At 68.0% G+C, this 21,956-nt stretch carries 21 protein-coding genes; 18 read left to right on the top strand and 3 right to left on the bottom strand.

Features of this window, described 5'->3' with window-relative positions; translation table 11 throughout:
- Positions 1 to 4: 4 nt before the first annotated feature.
- The 4 genes from IJ15_RS0113180 (at position 5) to IJ15_RS0113165 (ending at position 5,500) form a co-directional block, all read left to right on the top strand.
- A complete protein-coding gene (locus IJ15_RS0113180; RefSeq protein WP_081880721.1) occupies positions 5 to 2,362 on the top strand; it encodes an arylsulfatase in 2,358 nt (785 codons plus the stop codon).
- 87 nt (positions 2,363 to 2,449) lie between these two features.
- The gene (locus IJ15_RS0113175; RefSeq protein WP_031938809.1) at positions 2,450 to 3,286 is read left to right on the top strand and encodes an aldo/keto reductase; all 837 of its coding nucleotides are present in this window, start codon (positions 2,450 to 2,452) and stop codon (positions 3,284 to 3,286) included.
- Positions 3,287 to 3,398: 112 nt separating this feature from the next.
- Entirely contained in the window at positions 3,399 to 4,007 is a 609-nt protein-coding gene (locus tag IJ15_RS0113170; RefSeq protein ID WP_031938808.1) for a PadR family transcriptional regulator, read from the top strand.
- Entirely contained in the window at positions 4,004 to 5,500 is a 1,497-nt protein-coding gene (locus IJ15_RS0113165) for a DHA2 family efflux MFS transporter permease subunit (protein WP_031938807.1), read from the top strand. The genes IJ15_RS0113170 and IJ15_RS0113165 overlap by 4 nt, the downstream gene beginning before the upstream one ends.
- On the opposite strand, the gene zapE is transcribed toward IJ15_RS0113165, so the two are convergent.
- The gene (zapE, locus tag IJ15_RS0113160; protein WP_081880720.1) at positions 5,487 to 6,578 is read right to left on the bottom strand and encodes a cell division protein ZapE; all 1,092 of its coding nucleotides are present in this window, start codon (positions 6,576 to 6,578) and stop codon (positions 5,487 to 5,489) included. The genes IJ15_RS0113165 and zapE overlap by 14 nt on opposite strands.
- Before the next feature lie 40 nt (positions 6,579 to 6,618).
- Here zapE and IJ15_RS0113155 point away from each other — a divergent pair, with 40 nt between their 5' ends.
- On the top strand, positions 6,619 to 7,209 hold the full coding sequence (locus tag IJ15_RS0113155; protein ID WP_031938805.1) for a TetR/AcrR family transcriptional regulator: 591 nt from the start codon (positions 6,619 to 6,621) through the stop codon (positions 7,207 to 7,209).
- 61 nt (positions 7,210 to 7,270) lie between these two features.
- Positions 7,271 to 7,690 carry an SMI1/KNR4 family protein gene (locus tag IJ15_RS0113150; RefSeq protein WP_031938804.1) on the top strand — a complete coding sequence of 140 codons (420 nt, stop codon included), beginning with the start codon at positions 7,271 to 7,273 and terminating at the stop codon, positions 7,688 to 7,690.
- A 28-nt stretch (positions 7,691 to 7,718) separates the two neighbouring features.
- Here IJ15_RS0113150 and IJ15_RS0113145 read toward each other — a convergent pair whose 3' ends face one another.
- Positions 7,719 to 8,198, bottom strand: a complete 480-nt coding sequence (locus IJ15_RS0113145; protein WP_031938803.1) for a cupin domain-containing protein — start codon at positions 8,196 to 8,198, stop codon at positions 7,719 to 7,721.
- Between the two features lie 67 nt (positions 8,199 to 8,265).
- Between IJ15_RS0113145 and IJ15_RS0113140 the strand changes: the two genes are divergently transcribed.
- Positions 8,266 to 9,624 carry a DUF1254 domain-containing protein gene (locus IJ15_RS0113140; RefSeq protein WP_031938802.1) on the top strand — a complete coding sequence of 453 codons (1,359 nt, stop codon included), beginning with the start codon at positions 8,266 to 8,268 and terminating at the stop codon, positions 9,622 to 9,624.
- A 1-nt stretch (position 9,625) separates the two neighbouring features.
- Here the strand turns inward: IJ15_RS0113140 and IJ15_RS0113135 are convergent, their stop codons facing one another.
- Entirely contained in the window at positions 9,626 to 10,696 is a 1,071-nt protein-coding gene (locus tag IJ15_RS0113135) for an NAD(P)-binding domain-containing protein (RefSeq protein WP_031938801.1), read from the bottom strand.
- A gap of 147 nt (positions 10,697 to 10,843) precedes the next feature.
- On the opposite strand from IJ15_RS0113135, the gene IJ15_RS0113130 reads away from it, so the two are divergent.
- From IJ15_RS0113130 to IJ15_RS0113080, 11 genes are all read left to right on the top strand, one after another.
- Entirely contained in the window at positions 10,844 to 11,575 is a 732-nt protein-coding gene (locus IJ15_RS0113130) for an enoyl-CoA hydratase (protein ID WP_031938800.1), read from the top strand.
- 32 nt (positions 11,576 to 11,607) lie between these two features.
- A complete protein-coding gene (locus IJ15_RS0113125) occupies positions 11,608 to 12,705 on the top strand; it encodes an MBL fold metallo-hydrolase (protein WP_031938799.1) in 1,098 nt (365 codons plus the stop codon).
- Between the two features lie 78 nt (positions 12,706 to 12,783).
- Positions 12,784 to 15,255 carry an HAD-IC family P-type ATPase gene (locus IJ15_RS0113120; protein ID WP_031938798.1) on the top strand — a complete coding sequence of 824 codons (2,472 nt, stop codon included), beginning with the start codon at positions 12,784 to 12,786 and terminating at the stop codon, positions 15,253 to 15,255.
- A gap of 126 nt (positions 15,256 to 15,381) precedes the next feature.
- Positions 15,382 to 16,542 (top strand): globin domain-containing protein, encoded by a 1,161-nt coding sequence (locus tag IJ15_RS0113115; RefSeq protein ID WP_051918840.1) that lies wholly within the window; start codon positions 15,382 to 15,384, stop codon positions 16,540 to 16,542.
- Positions 16,543 to 16,663: 121 nt separating this feature from the next.
- Positions 16,664 to 17,071 carry a hypothetical protein gene (locus IJ15_RS0113110; RefSeq protein ID WP_156112094.1) on the top strand — a complete coding sequence of 136 codons (408 nt, stop codon included), beginning with the start codon at positions 16,664 to 16,666 and terminating at the stop codon, positions 17,069 to 17,071.
- On the top strand, positions 17,071 to 18,270 hold the full coding sequence (locus tag IJ15_RS0113105) for a globin domain-containing protein (RefSeq protein ID WP_031938795.1): 1,200 nt from the start codon (positions 17,071 to 17,073) through the stop codon (positions 18,268 to 18,270). The genes IJ15_RS0113110 and IJ15_RS0113105 overlap by 1 nt, the downstream gene beginning before the upstream one ends.
- A 127-nt stretch (positions 18,271 to 18,397) precedes the next feature.
- The gene (locus IJ15_RS0113100; RefSeq protein WP_031938794.1) at positions 18,398 to 19,084 is read left to right on the top strand and encodes a PaaI family thioesterase; all 687 of its coding nucleotides are present in this window, start codon (positions 18,398 to 18,400) and stop codon (positions 19,082 to 19,084) included.
- A 79-nt stretch (positions 19,085 to 19,163) separates the two neighbouring features.
- Positions 19,164 to 19,493: a DUF6412 domain-containing protein gene (locus IJ15_RS26045; RefSeq protein WP_156112093.1), complete on the top strand. Its 330-nt coding sequence runs from the start codon at positions 19,164 to 19,166 to the stop codon at positions 19,491 to 19,493.
- Positions 19,494 to 19,555: 62 nt separating this feature from the next.
- Positions 19,556 to 20,209 (top strand): ABC transporter ATP-binding protein, encoded by a 654-nt coding sequence (locus IJ15_RS0113090; protein ID WP_031938792.1) that lies wholly within the window; start codon positions 19,556 to 19,558, stop codon positions 20,207 to 20,209.
- Between the two features lie 44 nt (positions 20,210 to 20,253).
- On the top strand, positions 20,254 to 21,576 hold the full coding sequence (locus IJ15_RS0113085; RefSeq protein ID WP_156112092.1) for a DUF6297 family protein: 1,323 nt from the start codon (positions 20,254 to 20,256) through the stop codon (positions 21,574 to 21,576).
- A gap of 145 nt (positions 21,577 to 21,721) precedes the next feature.
- Positions 21,722 to 21,913: an antitoxin gene (locus tag IJ15_RS0113080; protein WP_031938790.1), complete on the top strand. Its 192-nt coding sequence runs from the start codon at positions 21,722 to 21,724 to the stop codon at positions 21,911 to 21,913.
- Positions 21,914 to 21,956 lie beyond the last annotated feature (43 nt).

Raw genomic sequence — 21,956 nt, 5'->3', positions numbered from 1 at the left:
GTTCATGACTGAGACAGAGTTCGACGAACGCGGTGTGCCACTCGATCTCCCGCCGGAGCGTCGCGCCTACAACGACTTCCGTGGCCGAGTCGGCAGGACCATCGCCGATTCCGAGTCCCACTGGCCGCCGCGGCCGTCTGCGCAGGGAGCGCCGAACATCGTCGTGATCCTGTGCGACGACCTCGGATACTCCGACGTCGGGTGCTTCGGTTCGGAGATCCCGACACCGAACATCGACCGTCTGGCCGACGAGGGTCTGCGGTACACCAACTTCCATGTCACCCCCATGTGTTCGCCCACGCGGGCCGCCCTCATGACCGGGCGGAACGCGCACGCCGCCGGCGTGGGGTATGTCGCCCATGCGGATCCGGGTTTCCCATCGCTGGCAATGGAGTTGGCGGACGACGTGCCGACGGTCGCGGAGACGTTGCGGGGTGCCGGCTACGCCACGATGGCGGTCGGGAAGTGGCACCTGTGCAAGGACAACGACGACCACGACGCGGCATCCATGGACTCGTGGCCGCTGCAGCGCGGATTCGAACGGTTCTACGGCTTCCTGGGCGGCATGACGGATCTGCACAACCCGCCGGCCGTCCTGCGTGGCAACGAACAGGTCTCGCCGGACAGCTACCCGCCCGGCTACTACTTCACCGACGACATCACCGACGAGGCTGTTCGGATGGTGAAGTCGGTGAAGGCCGCCGACCCCGCCAAGCCGGTCTTCCTCTACTTTGCGCACGGCGCCGTCCACGCACCGCTGCATGCCAAACCGGAGGACATCGACCGGCACCGTGGAGCGTACTCCGGCGGCTGGGACGATTTGCGAGAGAACCGATTCCGTCGCCAGCAGGAGTTGGGCATCGTCCGACCCGGCACCGCCCTGTCGCCGCGCAACGCCGAGGCCGGGGATTCGGTGCCGCCGTGGGACGGTCTCGACGCGGACCGGCAGGCGGTGTTCGCCCGCTACATGGAGGTCTACGCCGCGATGGTCGACAGTGTCGACCAGAGCCTGGGCCGGGTGCGTGCGGTGTTCGAGGACCTCGGCGAGTGGGACAACACCATCGTCCTGTTCACGTCGGACAACGGCGCTTCGCGTGAGGGCGAGGAGGACGGGACGATGCAGTACTTCGATGCCCTGCGCCGCTTTCACGACAAGGGCGGCCGCGCCGACGGCTTCGCGCGTGATCTCGAGACGATCGACCTCGTCGGGACGGCCAGGTCGATGCCGCACTACCCGCGGGGATGGGCGATGGCGTCGAACACGCCGTTCCGCCTCTACAAGGTGAACACGCACGCCGGAGGTCACACCGTCCCGACGGTCCTGTCGTGGCCCCGCCGGGTCTCCGAGTGCGGTGGACAGATCCGTCGGCAGTACGTCCACGCCGTGGACCTCTACCCGACCCTGCTCGAGCTGGCCGGAATCCGGGACGTCGAGCATCGGCAGGGTGTCCCGTTGAAACCGTTGGACGGCAGCAGCTTTGCCGGGACGATGGCCTCGGGTGACGCTCCGCACGATCGTGGCGGACAGCACTACGAGATGTTCGGGCACCGCGGCTACTACGAGGACGGGTGGGAGATCGTCAGTCGCCACGTCACGGGAGATCCGTTCGACGACAACGAATACGAACTGTACGACCTCCGATCCGATCCGACCGAGACGACGGATCTGGCCGACGCGCATCCGGACAGGGTCGCCGAGTTGTCGAAACGGTGGGAACGGGCTGCCTGGGAGAACCAGGTGTTCCCGCTCGACGAGGGCAGTGGTCTCAAACGCGCGCTCCGGCCGGCCCGTGAGTCGGCGATGTCGCAGCCGGTGCGCATACTCCCCGGTACGCCGACGCTCGAACGTTATCGCTCGGCCCAGTTGGTGGCGTTGCGGTCGTACCGCATCACGGTCGACGTCGATCTCGCGATCGGTGACCGCGGGACGCTGGTCGCGCACGGCGGACAGTACAGCGGGTACGGCCTGTACCTCGACGACGACGGACTGCGCTACGTCCACAACGCGTACGGAACCGTGGACGAGATCCGGCACCCGGATCTCACGCCCGGCCGTCAGGAGTTCGTGCTCGACGTCGTTGCCCACGATGCGTCCACGCTGACGGTGGGCCTCGAGGTCGGTGGGCGGCGGGTCGGGGAACTGTCGCGGGTCTCCTCGATGGCAGGGCAGGCGCTCTTCCAAGGGATCGACGTCGGGATCGACCGGCGCTCCCCGGTGTCGTGGGACAACCACCTCACCCACGGCGCCTTCCCGTTCACCGGCCGGCTCATCGCCGTCGGGTACGAACCGGGTGCTCGGCTCGCGAACGTGGGGCCGGAGGCCGTCGAGCGGCTGCGGGCCCTGGCGCTGAAGCAGGAGTAGTCGACGACGCGGCGACCACATGTTCCCGGGTGTCCACTTCCTGAGACGCCCGGGAACATGTGGAGGCGCCGCGGTGGTTGCCCGAACATGACCTCCATCAGTTCCGTACCGGCCGTCGAACTGAACGACGGCAACACGATTCCGCAACTGGGCTTCGGGGTGTTCCAGGTGCCCGACGATCAGGCGTACGACGCCGTCGGTGAGGCGCTGCGCGTCGGCTACCGCAGCATCGACACCGCCCGCATCTACGACAACGAGACCGGTACCGGGCGGGCGCTCGCCGACTCCGGTATCGCCCGTGAGGACCTGTTCGTCACCACCAAACTGTGGAACGACGACCAGGGCTACGACTCGACGCTGCGGGCGTTCGACGACAGCCTCGCGCGGCTGGGGCTCGACTACCTCGACCTGTATCTGATCCATTGGCCGGCCCCGGCGAAGGGGCGGTACGTCGACACGTACAAGGCTTTCCAGCAGCTGAAGGCCGACGGCCGGGTGCGGTCGATCGGGGTCTCCAATTTCACCGCCGAGAACCTGGAACGCCTGGTCGAGGCGCTGGGGGAGGCGCCGGTCCTCAACCAGATCGAGTTGCACCCGGGCTTCGGGCAGGCCCGACTGCGCTCGGTTCACGCCGACATGGGCATCGTCACCGAGGCGTGGAGTCCGCTCGGGCAGGGGACCACGATCGGGGATCCCACCATCGGCGCGATCGCCGACGCGCACGGACGCACGCCCGCACAGGTGATCCTGCGCTGGCACCTCCAGCTGGGCAATGTCGTGATCCCCAAGTCGGTGACGCCCGAGCGGATCGCGAGCAACTTCGATGTCTTCGGCTTCGAACTCACCGCCGAGGACATGTTCGCGATCGGTTCCCTGGACTCCCCGGACGGCCGTCTCGGCCCGGATCCGGCGACGTTCAGCTGACCCCGGTGGGTGCGGTGTTCCCGGTCACAGGCCCCCGGTGAGGATTGCCCCGCGGGTTCGCCCGGTCGTATATTCCACGCGGAATATTCGACGCGGAAGTGGGGTGACGGGAATGTTGCCGCGATCGGTCACACCTCTCGGGGTGTCCGTCCTCGCGCTCCTGTTCGAACGGCCGATGCACCCGTACGAGATGTACCAACTCCTCGTCACCCGCCGGAAGGAACGGATCGTCAAGGTCCGGCCGGGCTCGCTCTACCACGCCGTCGAACGCCTCGAACGCGACGGACTGGTGGCCGTGCTGGGCACCGGCCGCCAGGGCAACCGCCCCGAGCGGACCACCTACGAGATCACCCACGCAGGGCGCGCCGCGGTGCGACAGTGGGTCTCGGACACCGTCGCCGCTCCGGCACCCGAGTACCCGACGTTCACTCTCGGCCTCGCCGAACTGCACAATCTGGAATCCGTCGACGCGCTCGCGTTGCTCGACCGGCGCATCGAGGCACTCGTCGCCGAACTCGCCGCACTCGACGACCTGGCGGAGTTCGCTCGCGACGTCCCGGAACTGTTCACCATCCCGTTCTCCTACACCCGCGCGATGACGCAGGCCGAACTCGACTGGCTGCGAAACTTCGTGGACCGCGTCGGCCGCGGCGAGATTCCCTGGGTCACGGACGAACATCTCGAATCCGCACGGCTTGCACATCAGAAGGGCAACCAATGAAAACCGACGTCAAGCCCTGGCCGGCCCTGTGGGCCCTCTGCCTGGGCTTCTTCATGATCCTGGTCGACAGCACCATCGTCGCCGTCGCCAACCCGGTCATCACCGCGGAACTGGGCGCCGACGTCAACGCGGTGATCTGGGTGACGAGCGCCTACCTGCTCGCCTACGCGGTCCCACTGCTGGTCACCGGGCGGCTCGGCGACCGGTTCGGCCCCAAGAACATGTACCTCATCGGTCTGGTCGTGTTCACGCTCGCGTCGCTGTGGTGCGGCCTGGCCGGCGGCATCGAGATGCTGATCGTCGCCCGCGTCTTCCAGGGTCTCGGTGCGGCCATGATGACGCCGCAGACGATGGCCGTCATCACCCGGATCTTCCCGCCGGACAAGCGCGGCGCCGCGATGGGCCTGTGGGGTTCGGTGGCGGGCGTCGCGACCCTGGTCGGTCCGATCCTCGGTGGCGTCCTCGTCGACAACCTCGGCTGGGAGTGGATCTTCATCGTCAACGTCCCGGTCGGCGTCGTCGCGTTCGTCCTCGCGTGGCGACTGGTTCCGGTGCTGCCCACCAGCAACCACAAGTTCGACCTCGTCGGTGTGGCACTCAGCGCGATCGGTTTGTTCTGCATCGTCTTCGGTCTGCAGGAAGGCAACTCGTACGACTGGGACGCCCGCACCTGGGTGCTGATCGGCGTCGGCGTCGTGTTCATGATCGCGTTCGTGTGGTGGCAGAAGGTCAACCGCAACGAACCGCTCGTTCCGCTCGGACTGTTCCGCGACCGCAACTTCTCGGTCGCCAACCTCGGCATCATGGCGATGGGCTTCTCCATCACCGCGGTCATGCTCCCGTTCATGTACTACGCGCAGTCCGTCACCGGCCTGTCGCCGACCCAGTCGGCCCTGCTGATGGCGCCGATGGCGATCGTCACCGGCATCCTCGCCCCGTTCGTCGGGAAGCTCGTCGACCGGGCGCACCCGCGGTTCATCGCGGGACCGGGCTTCCTCGTCTTCGCCCTCGCCACCGCCTGGCTGGCGACGCGACTGACCCCGACCACCCCCATCTGGCAGATCCTGCTGCCGATGGCCGTCATCGGCGCCTCCAACGCGTTCATCTGGGCGCCGGTCTCCGCGACCGCGACCCGGAACCTGCCCATGGCGCACGTCGGGGCCGGCTCGGGTGTCTACAACACCACCCGTCAGGTCGGCGCCGTGCTCGGTAGCGCCGCGATGGGCGCCCTGATGACATCGCGGATCACCGCCGAGCTGTCCTCGGTCGGTGTCAGCGGCGGTGCCTCGGCAGGGGAGGGCCACTTCATGGGAGGCCAGCTGCCCGAGGCGGTCCGCGAACCCTTCGCGACCGCGATGGCGCAGTCGGCGATGCTGCCCGCGGCCGTGCTGATGCTGGGCTTCGCCGTCGTGCTGTTCTTCGTCAATCCGCGCAAGGGTGCGCCGGTGCGCGAGGTCACGGCCGACACCGAGGCGGCTGCTACTCCCAGCTGACGGATTCGGTCGTTGTTCCGGCCGCCGCAGGTGCTTTCGCACCGGCGGCGGCCGGAACTGCTTCAGAGGGCAGTGTCCGCAACTGTCCGAGCCGGCTCAGGATCCGATCGATGTCGACAGGAAGCTGTCCCGTGGTCGTGAGCGAATCGAGGGAGCGGCGGGCGAGGAAGGTGGCCTGAACGTCCCTGTCGTACAACACGTCGACGAGGTTCGCGAACCTTTGTGCCGCTTCGTGTCCCGTGTGCGCCAGGTCCGGGATCCCACTGATCACCCATCGGTCGAACAGTGCGGCGAGTGCCAGGTAGTCGGACGGTGCCGTCGTGTGCTCGCACACATCCGCGAAGTCGAGCCACAGGTAGTCCGGTTCCGCGCGCAGTGCGACGATCGGGTGCCCGCACGGTGACATCGTTCGCCGTTCGGTCGGATCGGGACGCCCGAGCCCGAGCAGTGCGAGTTGCTCCGCGTCTGCTGGGACGACCCAGTGTCCGGCCGAGAACCCGGCGGCGTGATCCGAGCCGGTGCGATAGTCGCGCGGCCCGTCGACCACGACGACCTCCAGCGACTGCTCGATCAGCTCGATCGTCGGCGTGAAGGTGTCGTGGAACAGTGGGTTCGGCAGCAGTCGGTGCGGGGGATAGTTCGACGTGACGACGAGGGTGACCTGCCTGGCCGACAATGTCGGGAGGAGTCGTTCGACGAACTTCGCGTCGGCGATGTCGTGGACGTGGAACTCGTCGAAGCACAGCACTTCGACACCGTCGAGCATGGCAGCGAGGGCTGCATCCAGATCGTTGCGGTGTCGACGGATCTCGGTGTGCAGTTCGCGGAAGAACTCGTGGAAGTGCACGCGTCGCTTGTGTTCGGTGGGCAGTGCCGCGAAATACGTGGACACGAGCCAGGTCTTGCCGCGGCCGACCGGGCCCCACAGGTACACGCCCCGTCCAGCGGTGTCGCAGATCCGCGAGACCGCCTGTCGTTGAGCGTGATCGAGCACGAACCCCGCCACTCGTGCCGCGTCGTCGAACGCTGCGGCAGATACCGGGAGGACCGGGCGGGGCGTACGTCGTAGCCATCGCATGATCGGACTCTAGCATCGTAGAGTCTGGCAGGATGGAGACATGAGTCACCGTCCGTCCCGTCGCGAAGCGATCTGCGATGCCGCCCTCGATCTTGCTGCCGAGGGGGGCAACCACGGCGTGACCCACCAGGCGATCGACCGGCGGCTGGGGCTGGCGAAGGGTTCCACGTCGTACTACTTCCGGACGCGGGATGCGCTGGTGGGCGGTGCCATTCGACGGCTGTCCGACAGGTCGCGGGCGGCGTTCGTGGAGGCGCACACCGCCGACGATCCGCCCTCGGTCGACGGCGCAGCCGACCTGATCGCCCAGCAGATCGGTCTGCTGGTGACCGATCGGCGCCGGGACGTCCTGGCGCGCTGTGCGCTCGCCGTCGATGCCGCCGGCGACGAGGAGCTGCGGTCTGCGCTCGCCGGGTGCCTCTTCTCGGTGGACAGGGCAACTGCATTGATGGACGCGCTCGGTGCGACCGACCCGCGCAGTGCGGCGCACGACCTGATCAGCTTGCTGGAGGGGTTGGTGTTCGACGCCGTCTACGGGTCTCGGTCGATGCTCGCAGACTCGGCGGCGCCGCGTGTCGATCGGCTTCGTTCCACGGTGCGGTTGTGGCTGACTGCGCTCACCGAATCCTGATCTGCACCCCGATGTGTCGGCAGTCCGGCGGTCGCGGGCTTCCCGGCGATACGATCGCGGCATGTCTCTCGGCGCCGAACTCGTCGCACGCATCGAAGTCGCGGTGGCCGCCTATGGTTCCGGCCGGCCCGTTCCATCGGCTGAACTACGGGAGGGGCTGACGGTCCTGGGTCTCGTTCCTGATCCGGACTACGAAGAGTTCGTCGGCCGTTGGGGCGGCTGTTTCGTCGGTGTGCCCGTTCACGCGTGGGACAACGCCTCGATCCTCGGAAACGAGAGCAGCGTCGAACTGACCACCCGGGCGCGTGAGGCGTACGGGATGCTCATCGACGGTGTCGTCATCGCCGACGACGGATCTGGCAACCCGATCTGGATCGCCGCCGACGGGAGAGTTCGTCTCGTCGATCACGACAACGGCGGCGAAACAGTGGAACTCGCACCCGACTTCCGAACTCTCCTCGCCGACAACGTCCACGATTGACCTGCCGGGGGTCGTCCCCGGCGCGACCTCAGAACTGCGCGGGCGAGGGCGTCGGATACTCCTGGCCCTCGAGGCGGAAGTCCGCGAAGTCGAAGCCGGGGACAACGATGCAGCTGACGAGGCCGGCGTCGTCGTCCACCGGGCGGGCCCGTTGCCAGGTGCGGGGCGGGACCACGATCTGCGGGCTGTGCCCGGCCTCGATGTCGGGCCCGACGACGTGCGTGGTCGGCTCGCCCGGGGCGTCACCGTCGCCGCCGAGTTCGAGGAGGATCGGGCTGCCGCGGTGGTACAGCCAGATCTCGCTGCCGCGCACGCAGTGCCATGCCGACTGCTGTCCGGGTTCGAGCAGGAACAGGATCGCCGTCCCGGCGGAGCGGGCGCCGCCGAACATGTTCGGCAGTGCCACACCGGGTAGCTCGATTTCGCTGCGCCACGTCTCGCGGTACCAGCCACCTTCCGGATGAGGTGTGAGGTCGAGCGAGCGTGCCCACGCGGGGAATTCGGTCACCAGACCATGATGACCCCAAACTTCGCCGATCGCGAGCGCAAGCGCGGCGACGGTGGTGGAATGAGCCATGACCAACCCGAGTAGCGATTCGGCAGTCAGCGTCGAGTCGGCAGTCCTGGCGTTCATCTACGGTTTCGCTCCGGTGTTCAACCTGTCCCAGGTGCAACGATTCGTCACGACGGGGGTCGGGGCCAACGCGGCGGCACCGTTCAATTCCTTCAGTCACGCGACGGATCTGGCCGGTCCCGAGGACACCTTCGTCTCGATCAACAACGACACCGTGTATTCGATGGCGCAACTCGACCTCGGTGTCGGTCCACTGCTGTTGGACGTGCCCGACACGGCGGACGCGTACTTCGTCCTCCAGTTCGTCGATGCATGGACCAACAACTTCGCCTACATCGGCAAGCGAGCCACGGGAACCCAGGCCGGCACCTACGTGCTGGTGCCGCCGGGTTGGCCCGGAGGACTGCCCGCGGGTGCAATGCCCGTGCACTGCTCGACGCGGATCGTGTCGGTCGTCGGTCGGTGGGCGTGTGACGGACCGGGTGACCTTCCCCGGGTTCGGAAGCTGCAGGAGCAGACCGCGCTCAGTGCGATGACCTCCACCGATCCGGAGGGGTTGCCCGAACCGGATCCTGCAGTGCCGGAGGAACTTCTGTTCTGGGAGAAGCTGCGGCTGTATCTGCAGGCATTCCCGCCGGCGCCCCGAGACCTGGCGCTGCAGCAGGCGTTCGCTCCGTTGGGACTACTCGAGGCGGGGCCGTCGCCCTACGTCGATGCCGACCCGGCTCTCGTCGAGATCCTGATCGAGGGAGCCACGCAGGGGCGCGCGAAGGTGGAGGATGCATTGAAGTCGGGTGCCGGTGACGCCGTGGTGAACGGCTGGCACCAGACCTTCCACGTGTTCGACTACAACGACGACTTCTTCGAGATCGGAACGATCGACGCGCCGGAGTGGCGAATCTCGGATCGTGCCAAAGCGATCGGGCTGCGTGCGGCGGCGGCGATGGGCGGTCTGTGGGGCAACCACGGGTACGAGGCCGCCTACAGTCCCGTCTACACCGACTCCGACGGTGACCAACTGGCCGGCGATCACACCTACACGATCACGTTCGCGCCCACCCCGCCCGTGGGTGCCTTCTGGTCGATCACCATGTACAGCATGCCGAACTACTACCTGGTCTCGAATCCGCTCGAGCGGTACTCGATCGGCGATCGTACCGAGGGGCTCGTCTACGGCGACGACGGTTCGCTCACGGTGACGCTGAGCGCGGTCGAACCCGCCGATCCGACGGCACGATCGAATTGGCTTCCCACACCGACGGGTTCGTTCCGACCGCTACTGCGCATGTACATCCCCGACAAGGCCGTCCTCGACGGCAGCTACGCGATACCGCCGATCGTGAAGGCCGACCGCGACTGAGTCAGCCCGACAGGTACTGGGTCAACTCCCGGGCCGCCGCGCGTCCTGCACGGTTGGCGCCGATCGTGGAGGCCGACGGCCCGTACCCGACCAGGTGCACCCGGGGATCGGCCGCCACCTGCGTCGCGAGACGGCCGGTCATGGTGATGCCGCCGCCGGGACCCCGCAGGCGCAGTGGTGCCAGATGGTCGAGGGACGAGCGGAAACCGGTGCACCACAGGATGACGTCGGCTCGGTGCTCGGATCCGTCGGGCCAGCGCACCCCGCTCTCGGTGATCTCGGAGAACATCGGCAGCCGGTCCAGGACGCCGCGCTCGCGGGCGGCCCGGATCGCGGGGGTGACGGGCAGTCCGGTCACCGACACCACCGACCCCGGTGGGAGCCCACGTCGTACCCGGTCCTCGACGAGTGCCACTGCATCCCGGCCGATCTCGGGCGTGAAAGGTTCCTCCCGGAACTGCGGCTCGCGACGGGTGACCCAGGTCGTGGTCGCGACGCACGAGATCTCGTCGAGCAACTGCACCGCGGAGATGCCGCCGCCGACCACGATCACGTGCTTGCCCTCGAACTCACTCGCCGACCGGTAGTCGCGCGTGTGCAGTTGGCGTCCGCCGAACCGCTCCGCGCCGGTGATCGCGGGCACGAACGGGCGCTCCCACGTGCCCGTCGCGTTGACGAGGCCGCGCGTCCGGTAGGTGCCGCCCGGCGTCTCGACGGCCAGTCGCCCGCCGCGATCGCACACGACGGTGGCGTGCGCGGGGCGGTGGACGGGCAACTCGAACCGCTTCTCGTAGAGCCCGTAGTAGTGCGGGACGGCGTCGGCCGCCCGGACCGTTTCGGCGCCGGGCGCGAGCATCTCTGCGAACGGCATCCCGGGGAGGTCGTGGATGCCGTTGACGGTCTGCAGGGTCAGTGACGGCCAGCGGAACTGCCACGCCCCGCCCGGTCCGGGCGCGTGGTCGAGCACCACGAACTCCCGTTCGGGTGCCAGCCCGAAACGGCGCAAGTGGTACGCGGTGGACAGGCCCGCCTGCCCGGCCCCGATCACCACGACCTCGACATCGGTGTCCATCGCCCTCCGATCTGGAATAGCCTGAATCTGCCGCAACGCCTCCGACGGGTCCGTTGTTCCAGCGAACTCGTTTTGTCTGTGGATGCTGCGTGACAGGTACTGTTCGGGGCGCACCACCTCCGCATCCGAGAAAGCGAGTGGATCCACATGATCGGGACCAGCCGTGACGGCCACGTAGTCACGCTCGAGCTGCAGCGTCCGGATCGACGCAACGCCCTCAACTCCGAGTTGTGCATCGCGCTCCGCGAGGGCCTGGAGAAGGCGGTCGCGGAAGAGGCCCGCGTCGTCGTGCTCACCGGCCAGGGCACCGCGTTCTGCGCGGGTGCCGACTTGTCCGGCGACGTCTACGCCGAGGGATTCACCGACACGCTGCTCGAGATGCTGCACACCATCGATTCCGTGCCGATCCCGGTGATCGCCGCGATCAACGGCCCCGCGATCGGAGCTGGCACCCAGCTCGCGCTCGCGTCGGATCTGCGCGTGGTCGCACCCGAGGCGCGGTTCGGGATCCCGGCAGCGAAGCTCGGCATCACGGTGGACAAGTGGACGGTGCGCCGGTTGGTGTCGCTCGTCGGTGGAGGGCCGGCCCGGACGATGCTGCTCGGTGCCGAGATGCTCTCGGCGGACGAGGCTTTCGCACGCGGACTGGCGAACAAGGTCGGTGACCTCGTCGCCGCACAGGAGTGGGCGCGCACCATCGCGGAGCTCGCACCGCTGTCGGTGCGTCACCTCAAGATGGTGTTCAACGACGACGGGACCCGCGAGCCGCAGACCGAGGAGCAGCTCGCCGCGTTGTTCGCGGCCTGGGGCAGCGACGACGCACAGGAGGCCCGCGCGGCCCGTGCGCAGAAGCGTGCACCGGAGTTCCGGGGCCGGTGAGTCAGCAGATCGGGTGGGGGAGAGGGACGGCGATGATCGGCAGGAGTGTCCTGGTCGCGGCAGCGGCCGCAGGCGCGGGATTGGTGGCACGGGCGGCGTGGGGGACGGTGCCGGCGCTGGGTGCGTCGCGCGCCGCGATCAAGCCGTACGCGGCGGCGTCACCGCGATACCGCGACAGTCGGTTCCACAACTCCGATCCCAGCTCGTCCCTGCCCGCGGGCTCGCAGTCGGGCCTGGCGAAGGCGTTCCTCACCCGCGGAACGACGGGACGCCCGCGCCGCGAGATTCCACTGGCGACGCCGCTCGCCCCGGCCGCCGCGGGCGAGCTCGCGGTGACCTGGTTCGGGCACTCGAGTGTGCTCGTCGAGGTCGACGGCCGCCGTGTACTGGCGGATCCTGTATGGAGCGAACGGGTTTCGCCGTCGTCCGTGGTGGGTCCGGCACGTATGCATCCAGTGCCGATGTCGTTGGCGGACCTCCCTGCGATCGATGCCGTGGTGATCTCCCACGACCACTACGACCACCTCGACCAGGCCACCGTCACCGCCCTCGCCCGCACGCAGGAGACCGTGTTCGTGGTGCCGCTCGGCGTCGGGGCGCACCTGCGACGCTGGAACGTCCCGGACGAACGGATCGTCGAACTCGACTGGGACGAACAGGCCGAGGTCGCCGGACTGACCCTCACCTGCACCGAGGCCCGGCACTTCTCGGGGCGGGGGATCGCCCGGGACACGACCTTGTGGGCGTCCTGGGTGATCGCCGGGCCGCGCCGGAAGGTGTTCTTCGGCGGCGACTCCGGCTACACGCCGCGGTTCGCGGATCTGGGCCGCGCGTACGGGCCGTTCGACGTCACGCTGCTGCCGGTCGGCGCCTACGACGAGCGCTGGCCCGACATCCACATGAACCCGGAGGAGGCGGTGCGGACCCACCTCGACCTGGGGGGCGGGCTGTTGATCCCCATCCACTGGGCCACGTTCAACCTCGCCTTCCACCCGTGGGGCGAGCCGATCGCCCGGGTCGCGGCCGCGGCCACGGCGGCCGGAGTCACGATGGCGGTGCCGATGGTGGGGCAACGCGTCGACGGCCTCCGTCCGCCCGCCCGGAACGCGTGGTGGCAGGAACTGGGGTAGCCCTCCCAGCGTGGACCGCAGCGGGCGCGCCGCGAACCGTCTGTGGCAAACGGTCCGGGTTGGAATAGCCTTCGTGTCATGGCAACGGACGACCCCACCGAAGGCGGCGCTGTCGGCACCCTCGAGACCGATCCCCGGTACATCGAGAACGGTCTCACGGCCGATGCGGTGGCGACCAGGGTTGCGAACGGGCAGACCAACGACGTTCCCGACCGAGCGAGTCGTTCGGTCAAGGACATCGTCCGCGCGAACGTGTTCACCCGGATCAACGCGATTCTCGGTGTCCTGCTGATCATCGTGCTGTCGACCGGTTCGATCGTGGACGGGATGTTCGGTCTGCTGATCGTCGCCAACAGCGGGATCGGCATCATCCAGGAACTGCGCGCCAAACGAACACTCGATCAGCTGGCGATCGTGAGCCAGGCCAAGCCGATGGTGCGCCGCGACGGCGCGACGGCGGCGGTGGCGCCGAAGGACGTGGTGCTCGACGACATCATCGAGCTCGGTCCCGGCGACCAGATCGTGGTCGACGGCAGCGTCGTCGAGGCATCGGCCCTCGAGGTGGACGAGTCCATGCTCACCGGTGAGGCCGACGCGGTGCACAAGCCCGCCGGTGCACAGGTGCTGTCGGGCAGCTTCGTCGTCGCCGGCAGCGGCGCCTACCGCGCGACCAAGGTGGGCCGGGACGCGTACGCCGCGAAGCTTGCCGAGGAAGCCAGCAAGTTCACACTGGTGCATTCCGAACTGCGCTCGGGCATCGACAAGATCCTCAAGTTCATCACCTACCTGATGATTCCGGCGGGTCTGCTCATCATCTACAACCAGCTGTTCTCGAGCGGTCAGGACATCGGTCCCGCGCTCAACGGCATGGTCGCCGCACTCGTGCCGATGGTCCCCGAGGGACTGGTCCTGATGACGTCGATCGCCTTCGCCGTCGGCGTGGTCCGGCTCGGTAAGCGGCAGTGCCTGGTCCAGGAGCTACCGGCCATCGAGGGTCTGGCCCGAGTCGACGTCGTGTGCGCCGACAAGACCGGCACGCTCACCGAGAACGGCATGCGACTGTCGGAGGTGCGCACCGCCCGACCGGACGACACCCAGTCGGCGCGCGCCCTCGCGGCGATGGCGGCGGACGATCCGCGCCCCAACGCGAGCATGCTCGCGATCAAGGAGGCACTGTCCGACGATCCGGGCTGGGAACCCACAGCGGTGGCGCCGTTCTCGTCCGCGAAGAAGTGGAGCGGCCAGTCGTACGGCAACAATGGCAACTGGCTGCTCGGCGCCCCCGACGTCCTGCTCGACCCCGACAGCGACATGGCCCGGCAGGCCGAGGAGATCGGCGCCCAGGGCCTGCGCGTGCTGCTGCTCGGCAGCAGCGATCGAGCGGTCGACGCCCCGGACGCGCCCGGAGTCGTCACCCCACGTGCCCTCGTGGTCCTCGACCAGAAGGTGCGCCCAGACGCCCGCGAGACCCTCGAGTACTTCGCGAGCCAGAAGGTGGACGTCAAGGTCATCTCGGGTGACAACGCGGTGTCCGTCGGTGCCGTGGCGGGCTCGCTGGGACTGCCCGGCGGCGACCGGGCGATCGACGCGCGCAAGCTGCCGGAGGATCCCGAGAAGCTCGCCGACACCCTCGACGAGTCCACCACGTTCGGTCGGGTGCGACCCGACCAGAAGCGGGCGATGGTGTCCGCGCTGCAGTCCCGCGGGCACACGGTCGCGATGACGGGGGACGGCGTCAACGACGTGCTCGCGCTCAAGGACGCCGACATCGGAGTCGCGATGGGCTCCGGCAGCCCCGCGACCCGTGCCGTGGCTCAGATCGTGTTGCTGGACAACAAGTTCGCGACGCTGCCGTACGTCGTTGGCGAGGGCCGTCGGGTGATCGGCAACATCGAGCGCGTGTCGAATCTGTTCCTGACCAAGACCGTGTACTCGGTCCTGCTCGCCTTCCTCATCGGGATCTCCGGTGTGCTGGCGCAGATCTTCGGCTTCGATCCGCTGCCGTACCCGTTCCTGCCGCGGCACGTGACGATCGCGGCCTGGTTCACGATCGGTATCCCGGCGTTCATCCTGTCGCTCGCGCCGAACAATGAAAGGGCCCGTAGCGGTTTCGTCGGGCGGGTCATGCGGTTGGCGATCCCGTCCGGCGTCATCATCGGTGTCGCGACGTACGTGTCGTACCTGCTCGCGTACGCGGGACCGGAGGCCACCGAACAGCAGGTGGAGCAGGCCGGCACCACTGCGCTCATCACCCTGATCATGATCGCGCTGTGGGTGCTGGCGGTGGTCGCCCGCCCCTACACGTGGTGGAAGATCGTGCTGCTCGCCGGTTCGGTGCTCGGATATGTCGTCCTGTTCGGGCTCGACTTCACCCGCGAGTTCTTCAAGCTCGATCCCTCCAACGTGGCGGCCACGACCGGCGCGCTCACGATCGGGCTCGTCGGTGTCGTGCTGGTCGAGATCGCATGGTGGGTGACCGGCCGAATTCACGGGGAGCATCGGCGTCTGTTCGCGTCGAGCGGCGACCTTCCCGGCGTCCACGGAGCCTGATCGCCGCCCGCTCGAACGTATGTTGTGCAATCCCGACAAATTCGGTGATCGCTGTCGTAGAGTCCAGCGCGCAGGAACGACAGGACCAATGGATTTTCGGTCGGGATAAAGGGGAGAGCCATTTCAGTGCAACTGTTGTCGGACAAGCATGCCGAAGTGATCCGTGCGACGCTGCCCGTGGTCGGCGAGAACATCGGCGCCATCACCGGGCTGTTCTACACCAAGCTGTTCGATGCGGCTCCGACGCTCGAACGCGACGTGTTCAACAGGAGCAACCAGGCGCGGGGCGAACAACAGAAGGCACTGGCCGGTTCCATCGCCAATTTCGCGTCGCTGCTGATCTCGGAGACAGGGGAGGATCCGCGCGCGACGATCGGTCGGATCGCGCACAAGCATGCGTCGCTCGGCGTCCGTGAAACCCAGTACGACGTGGTGCACACCTTCCTGTTCGAGGCCATCGTGGAGGTCCTCGGCGACGCGGTGACCCCTGAAGTCGCGGAGGCCTGGGACGCCGTGTACTGGCTCCTGGCCAACGCCTTGATCGATGCGGAGAAGCAGCTCTACAAGGAGGCCGACGTCGACCCCGACACGGTGCTCCGGGAGGTGCAGGTCCTCGAGGTCGTCAGGCGTACCGAGGACGTCGTGTCACTCGTCCTCGACGCCACCGGCTTCCACGAGCCCGTTCCCGGCCAGTACCTGTCGCTCGGAGTGGAACTTCCCGACGGCGCTCGTCAGCTCCGCCAGTACTCCATCGTCGACTTCGGCGCCGGCCGGATCGAGGTTGCGGTCAAGCGGGACACGAGCGATCCGCGCGGCGAGGTGTCCAATTTCGTGCACGACCACGTCGTCGCAGGATCCACGGTGATCGCGTCGTCGCCCTTCGGTGACGTCGGCCTGCCCGCGGGTGACGGCCGGGTATTCCTGCTGTCCAAGGGGATCGGCAACGCTCCGTTCGTCGGGATTCTGGGCGGCATGGTCGCCCAGGGCCGCGCCAATCCGGTCGTCGTGGTCCATGCCGACCAGGACAGCGCATCGCACGCCTTCGCGGAGACGACCGTGGATCTCGTCGAGAAGCTGGGCGGGCAGCACATCTTCTGTTACTCGGACTCCGACGACACCTTCGCGCGCGCGATCGAGGGCCTCGAGTTCGAGGACTCCGACAACGCCCTCATCTGTGGCTCGGTGGACTTCGTGGAGGCCACCCACAAGCTGCTCGACGTGGCCGGCGTCGCCGAGTCCCGCGTCCACTACGAGGTGTTCGGGCCGGATTCCTGGCTCCGATCCTGAGAACTCGATACGTCTGAACACGAAGGTGGGGCCGTTTCGACATGGCCCCACCCGTGTTCTGTCGAGCGCTTTCCCGTAGTGACGGAACCTCTTGTGTGGCAGCGAACGAAGGGCTGGAGAGATGACCCTGACCCGGTCTGGGGTGGGTGCGGATTCGGATCATCGTGAATCCCTTCGATACGAACCTTTCGCGACATCCCGTGAAATCGATTCCCTGATCCGTGAGACGGAGGCCTGGGGTTCGGGTACGAACGAACTGGCCGCGTATCTGGAGGCCTTGGAACTTCAGTACTACTTGAAGGGCGTCCTGGAGGTGTATCAGGAATCCGACGCCCTCTATCACTCCCATGCCGGCGCGGCCGACGTCTCGGGGCCGGTCGCTCGCCTGGTCCTCACCCTCGAGGACAGGTTCGGTCCGCGATTCCATGAAGGGGTGTCCGACTCGTCCGTGCAGGTCGCCTTCCACCAGGGGGTCGGTGACGGATTGTCTGCTGTTGTTCATTGGTCTCGAAAGGTCGTGACGATCTGATGTCCGAAGCTGTGGTTGCGCCGAACTCATCGCTCCTTTCGCCTGCGTCCCTGCCCGTCATCGAGGCGACCCTGCCCGTGGTGGGGGCCCATCTGGGTCGGATCAGCAGTGTCTTCTACAAGAATCTGTTCGACAGCCTCCCGACGCTGGAGAAGGACCTCTTCAACCAGACCAACCAGGAGAGCGGAGAGCAGCAGAAGGCATTGGCCGGAGCGATCGCGGCCTTCGCGACCCTGCTGGTCACCGAGGATGCCCCGCCGATCGACCACGTCATGTCGCGAATCGCCGCCAAACACGCATCGTTGGGCATCGCTCCGGTGCACTACGATCTGGTGCATCGTGCGCTGTTCAAGGCCATCGTCGAGGTTCTCGGGGACGCGGTGACAGCGGAGGTCGCAGCGGCGTGGGACGAGGTGTACTGGCTCATGGCCAACTCGCTCATCCGGCAGGAGGCCGGGATGTACGAGCGGGCCGGGGTGCGCACCGGACAGATCTGGTCCGCACTCACGGTCGTCGAGCGCCGCGAGATCGCCCCCGATGTGTGGACGTTCACCCTCGCCGGCGACGAGCACTCCCCGATGAATCGGTTCGAGGCCGGTCAGTACATCTCCGTCTCGGTGATCTACGAGGACGGCAGTCGCCAGATCCGTCAGTACACCGCGATGAAGGGGAGGGACCCGGGCACCTGGGAGTTCACCGTCGGCGCGGTGCCGGGCGGCCGGGTGTCGACCAAACTGATCGCCGAGGTCGGTGTCGGGTACCCCCTCGTGGTGTCGATCCCGGCGGGCACTACGTATCCGATTCCGGCCGACGGCCCGATCGTGCTCGGTTCGTCCGGCGTGGGTTCCGCGCTCACGGTCGCCGTCCTCCAGCGGTTGGTCGAGGAGGAGGACACCCGCCCGGTGCACGTGTTCCACATCGACAGGGACGAGGCGTCCTTCGGACACCGTGGCCAGGTCCAGGAACTGCTGAGTGCGTACTCGGGCCGGGCGTCGATCGAGACCTTCTACGCCGATGACCTCGGGCAGGGGATCGCCCAGTTGCGCCGGCACGACTGGGACCGCAACGCCGACGTGTACCTGTGCGGATCGCCCCAGTTCATGCGGCAGGTCCGCAAGATCGCGGTCGTGAAGGGGGTCCGTCCCGAGAACATCCACTACGAGGTGTTCGCCCCGGATTCCTGGCTGGGCTTCGACTGACGGGGAGCGCCCGGGGCCTCGGGCACGGCCCTCGTACGGGCCCGAGCCCCGGGGCGGTCGTTCGCGTCGCTCACATCACGTGCATGATGCATGTCGCGTGGTGGTTCCGTAGTGGGAGTGAGGCAGTGTGACCGATTCGACCGAGCAGCAGAAGCTCCTCTACGTCTACGACGGGGCGACCGACGACGAGATCGCCCGGGAGGCGGACCTCTACGGCCCCTTGACCGACAGCGTCCGTGAACTGATCGAGCTGACCCTCGCCACCGAGGTCGAGGCCGCGGACATCGCCCGCGCCCGCGAACACATCGAGGCGGCCAAGGAACTGCTGGGCAAGCAGACCCGGCCCACCTCGTACGGTGTGCGATGGGGCGCGTCGGGCGCGAAGCGGACCTGGGGTAACGCCGCGACCGGCCTGCGCAACGCCGTCGCACCGCCGTTGACCGTGAACCGCGAGCCCGACGGACTGGTCTGGGCGGACTTCCACCTCGGGATGCCGTACGAGGGCCCGGCCGGCCTGACCCACGGCGGCGTGTCGGCTCTGGTGCTGGACCAGATTCTCGGTGAGGCCGCGGAGGCTGCCGGCACACCGGGCATGACCGCGACCCTGACGCTGCGCTACCGGCGGCCGACGCCGCTGGGCAAGCTCCACGCCGAGGCACGCGTCGACCGGGTCGAGGGGGTCAAGACCTTCGTCACCGGCCACCTGGCGGGTCCCGACGGCGTGTGTATCGAGGCCGAGGGCATCTTCATCCTGCCGCGCTGGGCGCGTGGCGGCGACGGATCGGGTCCGATGCCGGCACCGGGACCAGCCTGAGCGGTCGGTGATCACCCAGGACGAAACTCGCGCACGAACCTGTGCCGACCGTCCTGACTCCTCGGATAGGCTCCGCGGCATGGGCTATGGCTGGAGACGCAGCACGGACGTGCTGGTCTTTCTGCTGTTGTGGGCCGCCATCTCACTTCTCGCGTTGGGGATCGCGTCCACCGGCGACACCACGTCCCTGTTGGCGGGCTTGGTAGTAGCCGTCGCAGCCGTCGCTGCGCTCGTCCTCGTCTGGCGCGCCGACGACCTGATCTTCGGGCTCGGCCGCACCACCCGCGGCCCGACCGGCGAGGAGAAGCGCCTGCGGGGCGCGTTCCGCCGTCATTCACATCCCGATGCTCCCGGCCGCCGTCGACCTCGAGCTCCCGGCCTCCTCGCAGGGGCCACTCCTACCGCGTAGGTCTGATCGGTCCCTGCTTCCTCGCGAACCTGCTCTTTCCTCGAGGAATACGGGAGTACCCCATGCTCGATCCTTCCAGTCCGGACGTCGATGTCCTGTCCGTCCGCAACGCCGAACGCCGCTTCGGTGACCTGCTTGTCTTCACCGGCGTCACCTTCGACGTCTCCGGGGGCCGGTGCTGCGCGATCGTCGGTGCGAACGGTGCCGGAAAGTCCACGTTGATGCGGTGTGTGATCGGCGCGGACCGGCTCGACGGTGGCACCGTCACGGTCGACGGTTCCGCCGTCGACGAATCCTCACCCAGCTTCCGGGCCGCGGTGGCGTCGGTGGTCGGCGACGGCGCCACATTCGCCCACCTGACGGCGCACGAGCATCTGCAGCTCGTCGCGACCGCCCACGGGATGCCCGACCCGTACGGGCTGGCGACCCGGACCCTCACCGACGTCGGCTTGTCCGGTGCCGCGGACCAACTTCCGGTGACCCTGTCGAGCGGGCAACGTCGACGGTTGGCGTTGGCGTCCGCGTTCGTTCGGCCCCGGCGGCTGCTCGTACTCGACGAACCCGAACAACACCTCGATGCCGACGGGCGTGCGTGGCTCGTCGCCCGCATCGACGCCGAGAAGGCCGTCGGGACCGCGGTTCTGATCGTGTCCCACGACGCGGCTCTGGTGTCGGCAGTCGCCGACGAGACAGTGGACGGTGACTCGTGGCGCTGACCGATTCCACCGCGCCGGCCCCAAGCGCCCGCACCGTGCGGGCGATGCAACGCCGATTCGCTCGCGCCCACGCTCCTGGAGGCAACCGCGCCGGCACGATCGTGACGGCGGCGCTCGGTGTCTACGTCGTCGCCGGGCTCGTCTGGTGGTTGACGACCCGACCGGCCACCGCCCTGGCGGATTCGGCTCTGCTGTCCGGCGCCGGCGAGTGGAACCAGACGTGGGCTTGGGTGGCCGGTGCTGCCGTCGTCGCGTCCGGTGCTGCGGTGGCACGCGCGGTCGGACCGCTGACGGCCAGCCGGGAGTACGGTTTCTGGCTGCTGACCACGCCGACCGACCGGGCGGCGATGCTCCGTCCGAGGGCGTTGGTGACATTCGCCGTCGCTGCGATCGTTGGTGCCGCGGGTGGGCGGCTGGCGGCGTACGCCGGAACGGTGACGCCGTGGGCACCGTTGGCGGCGGGTGGGGCCGCTTTCGGTGTGAGTGTCGCCGCGATCGCGGTGCTGACGCAGGCTCGGGTGTTTCCGGCTCGGACGATCTCGACCGTTCGGATCCTGTTCACAGTGGCGGCCGCCGGTGCGGTGGCAGCGGCGACCGCCGGCCTCGAGGTTCGGGCCGCCGTAGCCTGGACCCCGGTCGGGGTCGTCGTGGTCGTGTCCGTGGCGCTGGCGTCCGCCGCGCTGCATGCCTGCGGCCGAATCACGGCCGCCGAACTCGACGAGGGTGCCGATATCGCTGTGGCGGCACAAGTCTCAGTCATCGGCATGGACCTGGGTGTGCTGACCGGTGTGGTCGACGAACGGGCGTGGCGGCGTATCGCTCACCGGCCGACGCGAATGCTGCCGCCCGGCCGGGCCCGTGCTCTGATCCGCATCGACGCGCTGAGACATCTGCGCCGGCGGTCGTCGTTCGTCGTCACCGCAGTCACCGTTGCCGGAGCGTGGGCGATCAGCGGCGCGGTGTCGCCGATCGCCGCGGGATGGGTACAGGCGATGGCGGTGTTCGCTGCGGCCGTGGTGTTCAGCAGCGGGTTGCGGGAGCTGTCGTGCAATCCCGAGCTGGCAGGGATGCTCGGTGCTGACGATCGGTCACTACGCCGACCGCTGGTTGTCGTCCCCGCCTGTGCAGCCGTGGCGGTCGCGGTTGCGACGGCACCACTCGTGGGCTGGTCGGTGCCGGCACTGGTGATCGGCGTCGTCGGTGCGTGCGGCGCGGCGTACCGACTACGGACCCGAATGCCGACCGCCTACGACGGGCTCGTCCTCGAGATCGGCATCGGCCACCTACCGATCGACGTGATCCGACAGAAACTACGAGGCCCGGACTGGCTCATCCTGACCGCGGTCCTTCTCGCCGCGGTCGCCTGAAGCGGGCACCAAACTCGTCCGGAGCTGCCCGATGGAAGTTCGACCGCTCGACGAGACGGCACCCGGTGTGGAAAACGCCGTGTCGAAGGTGTGAAACTTGTCGGGCGGCATGGTGGCCGTGGACGAACCCGAGGAGGATGTCGGTATGGGATTCATGGATTCGGTCAAGGGACTGGTCGACAAGGGGCAGGAACTCGCTGCCGAGCACTCCGACAAGGTGCAGGACGTCATCGACAAGGCGGCCGACATCGCCGACGAGAAGACCGGCGGCAAGTACAGCGACAAGATCGACAAGGCTGCCGAGGCGGCCAAGAAGGTTGTGCCGCCGAAGGAGTGACGGCGTGAGCCGTCCAGGCACGGTGCGGCGCGGCAGCAGGTGA

It is taken from the genome of Prescottella defluvii (genome assembly GCF_000738775.1).
In the GTDB taxonomy this organism is placed as follows: Bacteria; Actinomycetota; Actinomycetes; order Mycobacteriales; family Mycobacteriaceae; genus Prescottella; species Prescottella defluvii.
Note: the sequence above shows the minus strand (reverse complement) of the source record. Positions and strands in the feature narration are given on the sequence as shown.